Origin of the sequence: Streptomyces sp. NPDC058307, from assembly GCF_042880295.1 — a bacterium.
Taxonomy (GTDB): domain Bacteria; phylum Actinomycetota; class Actinomycetes; order Streptomycetales; family Streptomycetaceae; genus Streptomyces.
In genome coordinates this window covers 97135-106918 of the sequence record NZ_JBHVYZ010000013.1, presented here as the reverse complement: position 1 = coordinate 106918, position 9784 = coordinate 97135, and the positions used below count along the sequence as shown (strand labels likewise).

Annotated in this window: 9 protein-coding genes and 1 pseudogene; 4 read left to right on the top strand and 6 right to left on the bottom strand. The window is 71.8% G+C overall.

Annotated features, from left to right (window positions below):
- The 5 genes from ACFVYN_RS12590 to ACFVYN_RS12570 all read right to left on the bottom strand — a co-directional run.
- Positions 1 to 641, bottom strand: a 641-nt coding sequence (locus tag ACFVYN_RS12590) for an FAD-dependent oxidoreductase (protein ID WP_389996503.1), incomplete at its 3' end; no start/stop codon positions are given.
- Between the two features lie 149 nt (positions 642 to 790).
- Positions 791 to 1198: a DUF3224 domain-containing protein gene (locus ACFVYN_RS12585; RefSeq protein WP_389996501.1), complete on the bottom strand. Its 408-nt coding sequence runs from the start codon at positions 1196 to 1198 to the stop codon at positions 791 to 793.
- A gap of 50 nt (positions 1199 to 1248) precedes the next feature.
- Positions 1249 to 2163, bottom strand: coding sequence for a YceI family protein (locus ACFVYN_RS12580; protein ID WP_389996499.1), 915 nt, complete (start codon positions 2161 to 2163; stop codon positions 1249 to 1251).
- 43 nt (positions 2164 to 2206) lie between these two features.
- Complete coding sequence (locus tag ACFVYN_RS12575) at positions 2207 to 3274, bottom strand: maleylacetate reductase (RefSeq protein ID WP_389996496.1); 1068 nt, start codon at positions 3272 to 3274, stop codon at positions 2207 to 2209.
- On the bottom strand, positions 3271 to 4140 hold the full coding sequence (locus tag ACFVYN_RS12570) for an intradiol ring-cleavage dioxygenase (protein ID WP_389996494.1): 870 nt from the start codon (positions 4138 to 4140) through the stop codon (positions 3271 to 3273). Before ACFVYN_RS12570 ends, ACFVYN_RS12575 begins: the two co-directional genes overlap by 4 nt.
- Positions 4141 to 4241: 101 nt before the next feature.
- On the opposite strand from ACFVYN_RS12570, the pseudogene ACFVYN_RS12565 reads away from it, so the two are divergent.
- Positions 4242 to 4331, top strand: a pseudogene (locus ACFVYN_RS12565) (helix-turn-helix domain-containing protein); the annotation flags it as partial.
- Between the two features lie 359 nt (positions 4332 to 4690).
- Complete coding sequence (locus tag ACFVYN_RS12560; RefSeq protein WP_389996491.1) at positions 4691 to 5812, top strand: PP2C family protein-serine/threonine phosphatase; 1122 nt, start codon at positions 4691 to 4693, stop codon at positions 5810 to 5812.
- A gap of 6 nt (positions 5813 to 5818) precedes the next feature.
- On the opposite strand, the gene ACFVYN_RS12555 is transcribed toward ACFVYN_RS12560, so the two are convergent.
- Positions 5819 to 6736, bottom strand: a complete 918-nt coding sequence (locus tag ACFVYN_RS12555; protein WP_389996488.1) for an LLM class F420-dependent oxidoreductase — start codon at positions 6734 to 6736, stop codon at positions 5819 to 5821.
- A gap of 288 nt (positions 6737 to 7024) precedes the next feature.
- Between ACFVYN_RS12555 and ACFVYN_RS12550 the strand changes: the two genes are divergently transcribed.
- Positions 7025 to 9112 carry a nitrate- and nitrite sensing domain-containing protein gene (locus ACFVYN_RS12550; protein ID WP_389996485.1) on the top strand — a complete coding sequence of 696 codons (2088 nt, stop codon included), beginning with the start codon at positions 7025 to 7027 and terminating at the stop codon, positions 9110 to 9112.
- 59 nt (positions 9113 to 9171) lie between these two features.
- The gene (locus ACFVYN_RS12545; protein ID WP_389996482.1) at positions 9172 to 9675 is read left to right on the top strand and encodes a MarR family winged helix-turn-helix transcriptional regulator; all 504 of its coding nucleotides are present in this window, start codon (positions 9172 to 9174) and stop codon (positions 9673 to 9675) included.
- Positions 9676 to 9784 lie beyond the last annotated feature (109 nt).

The following is a 9784-nucleotide window of genomic DNA, read 5'->3' as shown; positions in this document are numbered from 1 at the left end:
CCGCGGGCGTCGCGGTAGGTGCCGAAGTCGTTGCCCGGGGACATGAAGGAGTCGAGCCGTACCTCCACGTCGTGGGACTCCAGCCAGGCGCGCGCCTTGCGGCCGGCCCGTTCGCTGCCCGTGCTGCCGAGCAGCGCGGGACCCGCGTGCGCGAGCGTGACCCGGGCGTCCGGCCGGGCCAGCCGGATCTCGGCGGCGAGTTCGACGCCGGAGGGCCCGCCACCGACGACGAGGACGTGCTCGGCGCAGGCGATCTTCTGCTGGTGCTCGGCGAAGGACTTCATCGCCTCCTCGGTGGTGCTCCCGGCGAAGCGGGCCGGTTCCGGGTAGTCGGCGCCGGTCGCGATCACCACCACGTCGTAGGGCAGTCGTGTGCCGTTGGCCAGCACCACCTGCCGCTCGGCGGTGTCGATGCGGACCACCTTGCCCACGACGACCTGGCCGTGGCGCAGCAGCCGGTCGTACGGGATGAAGGGGGTCGCGCTCCACTCCCTGCGGACTCCCGCCCGCAGGGAGGAGATGCGGTGGAAGAAGACCTCCTTGCGGTCCACCAGCGTGACCCGGGCCGTCGTGTCCAGCCGTTTCGCCAGCCGGACGCCCGCATAGCCGCCGCCGATCACCACTACGTCGCCGTCACTCACGCCGAGACTCCTGAAACCGTGGGGGGAGGGAGCGCCATGACGGACGAGCCGCTCCCCCGGGCACTCGGATGCCGGTGAGCGTAACGCTTGAAACCTAAAGCTACGGTGCGGTCCTGTGCGGTTTCCGTGAAGTTCTCGGCGACCGGGCGTCAGCCGAGCTCGTAGTCCAGCCAGATCCGGTGGGTGCCGTCGGCGTCGACCGCGAGGCCCCCGGTCCCGGAGATGCCCGCCAGGTCCCCGGTGCCGCTGGAGGGGACGATCGTGAAGAACTCCGCGGTGCGGTCGCTGCCGGAAGTCGTCGCCGAGTGCGCGAAGTTGAAGGCGCCGGACCGGTCGTGCACCGAGCCCTCGAAGGACTCCATGGCCACATAGGTGCCGACGCCGGACTCCTGGTCGTACGCGGCGGTGAACAAGGTCGCCGAGCGGCCGGCGACCTCGCCCTCGAAGTGCTTCTCGATCGTCGCGACACCGACCGGGAGCCCGGTGGCCACGGCCGGCTCGGGCTTCAGCTCGGTCGGGACGAACGCCTTCACGCTGAATGTTCCGTCTGCTCTCATGGGCCGACGGTACCGACCGGGTCCGACAATCCCCGGCCGGCCGCTCGCCCCTACTCCGGCGGGGTCGGCGTGTCGTGGGTGCGGTACATCGCCTGGACGTCCAGTTCCAGCTGGACCGTGGGACCGACGACCGCGATGCCCCGGGCCAGCATCGACCGCCAGTTCAGCGTGAAATCCTCGCGGTGGAGTTCCGCCGTTGCCAGGGCCGCACAGCGCAGTTCCTCGCCGTAGCCGCCGTTCACCGTGCCGAGGTACGTCGTGTCCAGGGCGACCGAGCGGCTCACGCCGTGCATGGTCAGGCTGCCCTGCAGGGTCCACTTGCTGCCGCCGCGGTAGGCAAAGCGGCTGCTGACGAAGTCGATGTGGGGGAAGCGTTCCACGTCGAGGAAGTCGCCGGAGCGCAGGTGGTTGTCGCGGGTGGTGTTGCCGGTGGTGATGCTGGAGGCGTCGATGCGGACCTGGACGCGGGACTGGGACATGTCCTGCGCGACCTGGATGCCGCCCTCGAAACGCTCGAAGCGGCCGTGCACATGGGCCATGCCGACGTGCTTGGCGATGAAGCGGATCGCGGTGTGCGGCGGATCGAACAACCAGACGCCGGGCGTGGGCAGTTGGAGCGCCTGGGCCGGCTGGAGCCAGACCCGCTCGGTGGGCGTCACGCCGTACGGCCCCACCTCGACCGTCTCTCGGTGCGGCTGGAGTCCCTCGGCCGCGGCCATGAGGCTGTAGCGGCCGGGCGGCAGTACGGCCACGAAGTAGCCGTAGGGATCGGTCGTGCCGCGCGCCGCGACCCGGTGCGTGTCCAGGGCGGTGACGGTGACGTCGGCGCCCGCCATGGGCGAGCCCATCGGGTCGACGACCTCACGGGCCACGGCGCCGGCGCCTTCGGGGAGGGGGACGGAGAGGCCCGCCGCCTCGGCAAGGGCAGCCTTGGACCGCCGGCGCCTGAGGAGTGCGAGGGCCATGATGTTCACCTTTCTTCGGGGACTTGCTGTACTGCTGCGGCGCTCACGGCCGACGGCCCTCATGGGCCGCCCGGAGCACCGCCCGCACACCTTCCTCCGTCACGGGACGCGGGTTGGCGTACGGCTGCCCCGCCACCTGTACGGCCGCCCGAGCCAGGTCGGTCTCCTGGAGACCGAGCTCGGCGAGGGAGCGCGGAGCGCCCAGGCGTCCGGCCAGGTCCCACAGGGCATGTGGCGGGTCATCGGTGCCCAGTGCCCGTTTCAGCACGGTCAACGCCTCCGGGATCGCGGGAGCGTTGTAGGCGAGGGCGTAGGGCAGGACGACGGTGTGGGTCTCGGCGTGCGGGAGCCCGAAGCCGCCGCCGAGCGCGTGGCACAGCTTGTGGTGCAGGCCCATGGTGGTGGACCCGAGGCAGGACCCGCACAGCCACGCCGCGTAGAGCGCTTGTCCGCGAGCCGCCCTGTCCGCCGGGTCGGAGGCCAGTCGGGGCAGCGCCTCGGTCATCGCCCGGACGCCTTCCTCCGCCATCAGTGCGATCAACGGCGAGGTGTCCGGGGCGTAGAGCGCCTCGACCGCGTGCGCGAGGGCGTTGATGCCGCTGGTCACGGTGAGCGCCGCCGGCAGGGAGAGGGTCAGCTCGGGGTCGTAGACCACGCTGCGGGGCTGGACGCTCGGGTCGCGGCCGGTGCGTTTGGCCCCGCCCTCGGTGAGGCCCCAGACGGGGGTCATCTCGGAGCCCGAGTAGGTCGACGGCACGGCGATCAGCGGCAGTCCGGTGCGCAGGGCGATCGCCTTGCCGAGGCCGATGGACGAGCCGCCGCCGACCGCGACGACACCGTCGGCGCCGGCCGCGCGTGCCACCGCCACGGCCCGGTCCGCGTCCTCGACGGGTACGTGCATACGGGCCTCGGCGTGCAGCCCCGCGCAGGAGTCGCCGAGCGCGTCCGCCACCGCCCGCGCGACGGCCTCGCCCCGGCTGCCGCACACCACCAACAGGCACCGCAGACCCAGCCGTTCGGCCTCCGAAGGGGTCGCGGTCACGGCGGCGCCGGGCCGGAAGACGACCCGCCCGGGACGGCTCTCGTAGGTGAAGTCGCCCGAGAACGTCATGCGTTCGGCTCCAGTACGAGGTCGAAGCGGGCGTACCGGAAGGGATTGGGGATGCCGAACTCCGCGGCGAGGGACGGGTCGTCGGTCGTCGCGAAGTCCTGCACGAGGCTCTGTTTCACGGCGAAGACGGCGTCGGAGTCGAGGTAGTCGCTGCCCGCGACGAAGATGTGGGTGGTGACGGGAGTATGGCCCTCGGCGGCGGCGATGAAGTGGATGTGCGCGGGCCGGTAGGGGTGTCTGCCGGTCGCGCGGAGCAGGTCTCCGACCGGGCCGTCGGTGGGGATCGGGTACGGCGCCGGGACACAGGTGCGGAACCGGAAGCGTCCCTCCGCGTCGGTGGTGAACAGTCCGCGTCCGTTGCCCGCCGGCTGCACGTCGGGCTGCTGGACGTCGTAGAAGCCCCGGTCGTCGGCCTGCCAGACGTCGAGGACGGCGCCGGGCAGCGGGGTGCCGTCCGCCGACAGCACCCGGCCGCTGACCACGCACGGCTCGGCGCCGCCCACGAGGTCGATGTCGTCGCCGAGTTCCCGCACGGGCGACTCGGTCATGTGGAAGGGGCCGAGCACGGTGGACTCCGTGGCGCCCCGCACCCGGTCGCCGTTGAGCGTCTCGACCAGCATGGAGACGCCGAGGACGTCCGAGAGGAGGATGAACTCCTGCCGGGTGTCGGTGCACTGTTGCCCGGTCTCCGTCAGGAAGGCGATCGCCTTCTCCCACTCCTGCGGGGTGAGCCGGGTCTCGCGCACGAAGTCGTGCAGATGACCGATCAGACCGGCGAGCAGTTCGCGCAGTCGTGGATCGGTGGTCGCGTGGAGGCTGGCGAGGGCCTCCTCTGTGACGCTGGTTCCGATCGCGTCGGTGGTCATCCCGGCTCCTCGTTCTCGACGGCGTTGCGCTTCTGCCATGGTCGCGCGTTCTCAGGCGTGACCGAGGATCCGCCGCAGCGCGTCCGTGAGCAGCGCTTCGCCGCCACGGCGGCAACAAGTCCCGCGCGGCGGCGGCACTCGGCATCGGGCGGGCGACGCTGTATCGCAAGCCGCGCGCGTACGAGGGCTGAAGAACCGGCTCGGTACCACCCCGGCGCCGGACCCGTTCAGGCCACGACAGGACCCGGTCGGGCCACGGTAGGTGCCCACGAGCACCGCGGTCGGCGGGGGCGGTCCACGTCCCTGCTCTCTGCGCTGTGCACGAAGTCCGCGTCGGGGGCCGCGCACGATCAGCGCCGCACAGCGGAGGCCGAGGAGGGCACCCCCCGCCTTGGCCTCGCGGCCCGCTGACCGCCGCCGAGAGCAGGACGCCGTACCCGAGCCGGCGGTCGGAGCGGAGGGCGAGCGCCCCTGATCGGCGGGGCGCCGCTCCGGGCCGGGACGGGCCTGCATACCGTAGAGGGAGATCACCATCTGCCCGGGAGCGCGCATGATCGGTAGCCGCCGCAAGAGACCCGGCGACACCTTCGACACCATCGAGCCGCCGGGCGACGTCCAGCTGGTCGCCACGGTGGTGATCGTGACGGGCCTGGTGGAGTTCCTCGGCGCGCTGTCCGGGTCCGAGGTGTGGCTTCTCGGGCTCCTGGTGTTCCTGCCGGGTGCCGCCTCGGCGCTGGGCACGGTCCGCCAGACGGCGTTCGTCGCCGTGTGGACCACGCTCGTCGTCACCACCAGCGTGCTGGTGCGGGACCGCGAAGCCGGCCACTGGTTCGACCGGCTCCTGCTGATCCTGTTCACCCTGGTCCTGGCGGCGACCTCCGTCTACGGATGTCACCGGCGGATCAGGCGCGAGCACGCGATGCTGCGTCTGCGTTCCACCGCCGCCGCCATGCAGCGGCACATCCTGCATCCCCTCCCCCTGCTGACCGACGACGTGCTGGTCAACGGCGTGTACGAGCCGCTCCAGGAGGAACGGCTCGTCGGCGGGGACATCTACGACGTGGTCGACTCGCCCTTCGGGACCCGGGTGCTGATCGGGGACGTGCAGGGCAAGGGGCTCGCCGCCGTGGGCGCCGCGTTCGCCGTCATCGGCGCCTTCCGCGAGGCGGCCCACCGCGAGCCCACCCTCACCGCGCTCGTGGACGCCCTGGACGCCGCCGTCGTGCGGCACAACTCGTACGCCGCGCACACCGGCGACGACGAGCGCTTCGTCACCGCGCTCATCGTCTGCGTCGACGCGGACACCGAGGTGCAGGCCGTCAACTGCGGACACGTGCTGCCGCATGTGATCCACGAGGGGACGGTCAGTACCCCCGAACTCGATCCCGGTGTCCCGCTGGGCCTGGCCGAACTCGCCCACGAACCCACGACCGTGGGCTGGTTCGACTTCCCCGAGGGCGCGACGCTGCTGCTGAGCACCGACGGCCTGACGGAGACCCGCTCCGCGGACGGCGCCTTCTACCCGGTCGACGAGCGCCTGACGACGTACGTCGACCTCTCCCCCACCGAGCTGCCGCAGGCCCTGCACGACGACGCCCGCGCCTTCGCCGGCCGCGGCGGCCCGCACGACGACGTGGCCGTCCTGACGGTCCGCCGCTCCCTGCGCGTGTGAGACCGCTCAGCCGTCCGCCAGTTCCCCCAGCAGCTTCCAGGTGCGGCGCTGGTCCTCTTCGCCGCCCAGGTCCGTCGCGGTGAACACCACCTCCGTCGCCCCGGCGTCACGGTAGCGGCGCACCTCGGCCGCGACGGTCTCCTCGTCGCCGATGACGGCCACGTCCGCGGCCCGGGTGGCGCCGGAGAGACCGAGGACGCGCTGGTAGGAGGGGAACTGCTCGTAGAACGCGAGCGTCTCGGTCGCCGCCCGCCGTACGCCCTCGACGTCGGCGGTGACCACGCCCGGCACGAAGGCCACGATCCGGGGTGCCGGGCGGCCCGCCGACTCGGCCGCGGCGGTGACGGCCGGGACGATGTGCTCGGCGAGAGCGCGTGGGCCCGCGAGCAACGGCAGGATGCCGTCGGCGAGTTCACCGGAGACGCGCAGGGCCTGCGGTGCCATGGCGGCGACCAGGATCGGCACCGGCGGTTCGGCGCCCGGCACCGTGGCCGGCAGCGGGGTGGTGGCGGTCAGCAGCTCGCCGTGGAAGTCGGCGCTGCCGGTCTCCACGAGCGGGCGCAGGGCGGTGAGGAACTCCCGGAGCCGGGCGATGGGGCGCTCGTACGGGATGCCGAACCCGGTCTCGGTGAGGTGCTTGGTGCCGAGCGCGAGCCCGAGGTGGTAGCGGCCGCCGGTGGCTGCCTGGGCCGTGAGGGCCTGGCTCGCGACGATCAGGGGATGGCGGCCGAAGACGGGGATCGCGGAGGTGCCGACCTGGAGTCCTGGCACCTCGCGGCCGACGACGGCGGCCAGTGAGGGAGAGTCGTATCCGAAGGTCTGCCCGAACCACACGGAGCGCAGTCCGGCCTCGTGGGCCTCCCGCGCGAGCTGCACCGTAGCGTCGATCCGATGATGGAGAGGAAGAGTCAGGCCAAGGGTCATACCTGGAGCAACTGCCGTGTCCGGCAGGGGAATTCCTGACCTCTTACGACAGGTTCGTGACAGCTCTGTGCCGGAGACCCGGGGCGGCGTGGCGGGTGCCGCGGAAGTCCCCGTGGGCCGGCGAGGACGGACTGTCCCGCGTCTTCCGCGAGGGCACGCCTTCGCCCTCCTCCACCGGATCACCCGGCGGCCGATCCGAACATTTGGGGTCGATCTGAACACCCACCCCTGTCCGCCACGTTGTTAGGAGTGCAGGGCACGAGGCGAACCCAGAACCGTGAGGCCATCTTGTCGAACGCACCGACCGCCACCCGCCGGGGCTGGGGAACCCGCAACTGGCGCGTGGCCAGAAAACTCCAGGCCATCCTCCTCATCCCGGTGATCGTCGCCCTTGTCCTCGGCGGTATACGGGTCAAGCGCTCCATCGACACCTGGCAGGACGCCGACGACGCGGTCCGCGTGGCGGAACTGGTCCAGGCGGCCAACAAGTACGCCAGCGACGCCATCGACGAACGCGATGTGTCGGTGATCCCCCTGGTCAGGGGCGACCGGACGTCGACGGTGGTCACGAAGGCCCGCGCGATCACCGACGCCGACGCCGAGAGGTTCAACGAGGCGGTGGAGCGGATGCCGCGGACCGCCGGACTGCTGCGCCGGGTCGAACTCGTGCGCACCGGCGAGAAGCAGCTCACGTTGGTGCGCGCGAACGCCTTCACCTCCCGGCTGACCGGCGTGCAGACCGAGGAGAGCTATCACGCCGTCCAGCACCCGCTGATGGAGCTCTCCAACGAGCTCGGCTTCGGCAGCAGCAACCAGGCGAGCTTCGGCCGCACCCTCTACGCCGCGTCCCTCACCCAGGCCGCCGAGTCCCTGATCCGGGCGATCGGCACCCACCTCCTCGTCGAGGACCGCACCAAGCTGGCCCCGGGCGAACTCCAGTCCCAGCTCGGTTCGTTCAGCTCCTACGTCTATCTCGAACAGGTCGCGCTCCAGGAGTACGCCGGCGCCGGCACCGCCGACGACATGACCCGGCTGCGCACGGCGCTGTCCGACGCGCAGAAGCAGGGCGAGGAGCAGGTGGAGCAGGCGCGGACGCAGGCCGAGGCGGCGGGGAAGACCTTCGTGGCCCCGCCGAGCCTGGCGAAGATGGCCGGCGAGATCGCCTCGGGCAGGTCGGCGGCGCAGCTCGCCGCACAGGGCATCACGCCCGAGACGTTCTTCGCCGCCTCCACCCTCGGCTTCGACGCGTACCGCGGGGTCGAGGTGCACCTCACCGACAGCGCGCTGGCCGACGCCCACAGCATCGCCGACAACGCCCGCAACGACGCCGTCGTCAACGCCGCGCTGGTGCTCACCTCGGTCCTGGTCGCCTTCCTCCTCGCCGCCTGGGTGGCCCGGACGATGAGCACCAGCATGCGCCGGCTGAGCGCCTCGGCCCACGAGATCGCCGGGCAGCGGCTCCCCGCCCTGCTCACCCAGCTCACCCGGGCCATCCCGGGCCGGGTCGACGCCCAGGTGGTGCCGATACCGATCACCACCACGGACGAGATCGGCGAGGTCGCCCGGGCCTTCGACCACGTGCACCGCGAGGCCGTCCGGCTCGCCGCCGAACAGGCCCTGCTGCGCGCCAACATCAACACGATCTTCGGCAACCTGGCGCGCCGCAACCAGTCGCTGATCGAGCGTCAACTCGCCCTGATCACCAGTCTGGAGGGCAAGGAGGCGGACCCCGACCAGCTGGAGAACCTCTTCATGCTGGACCACCTCGCCACCCGCGTGCGCCGCAACGGCGAGAACCTCCTGGTGCTGGGCGGTGAGACCCCCGCCCAGCAGTGGGACCAGCCGTTGCCCCTGGTCGACGTGATCCGCGCCGCGGCCTCGGAGGTCGAGCAGTACGAGCGGGTCGAGCTGGCGGGGGTCCCGGAGGCCGAGATCCACGGCCGCGCCGTGACCGACCTGGTGCACATGCTGGCCGAACTCGTGGAGAACGCGACGACGTTCTCCTCGCCGCAGTCCCGGGTCCGGGTCACCGCGGCGCGGCTGCCCGACGGCCGGATCATGGTCGAGGTCCACGACCGGGGCATCGGGCTGCCGCCGGAGGAGCTCGCCGACATCAACCACACCCTGGCCGACCCGCCCACCGTGGACGTGGCGATCTCCCAGCGCATGGGCCTGTACGTGGTCGGCCGGCTCGCGGACCGGCACGGCATCCGCGTCCAGCTCCGCCCGTCCGAGGAGGGACAGGGCACGACGGCCCTGGCGATGCTCCCGGACACGATCACCTATCGGGGAACGCCGGCGGAGTCCGACATCGACACCATGGCCCTGGCGACCTTCACGGAACCCGGCTTCCCCGAGGCCTGGAACAACAGGTAGACGTCCGGCACCGCGACCGGGCGCGATAGGTTCCCCCTGCAGGAACATACGGAGGTGCCGTGGGCGAGCAGGACGCACAGAGGGAGATCACGACCGCCAAGGAGGCGGCCGACGACGCGCTGGTCCTGGCGTTCGGGCGGCTCCAGGGCGCCGCGAACCGGCTGGAGTACATCCTGGGCCGGCGGATGGAGGAGGAGTGCGGGATCAGCCACCTGATGTACGAGGTGCTGCTGATCCTGGGCCGGGCGGGCGAGCCGGGACTGTCGATGCGGGCGATCGGCCAGGAGCAGGTGCTCAGCACGGGCGGGGCGACCCGGCTGGTGGACCGCATGGAGGCGGCGGGGCTGGTGCGGCGCGTCACGGACCCGCACGACCGGCGCGGACGCCTGGTGCATCTGACGCAGCTGGGTGAGGAGACCGCCGTACGCGCTTCCCGGCTGCACGTGGAGAACATCAAGCGGTACTTCTTGGAACCCCTGCCCGATGCCCACCGGGAACGCTTCGCGGAGGACCTGCGCATTCTCAGCCACGCCGCCCGGGACTCCCTGCCACTGCTGCCCTGAGCGAGACCCGTGACGTGCATCACTCGACCGGATCTCCCCGCGTTGAAATATCTGACGAGTCAGATAATGTTCCAGGGGGTGAGTGTCCGCACCAGGCGGCCGCCACGTC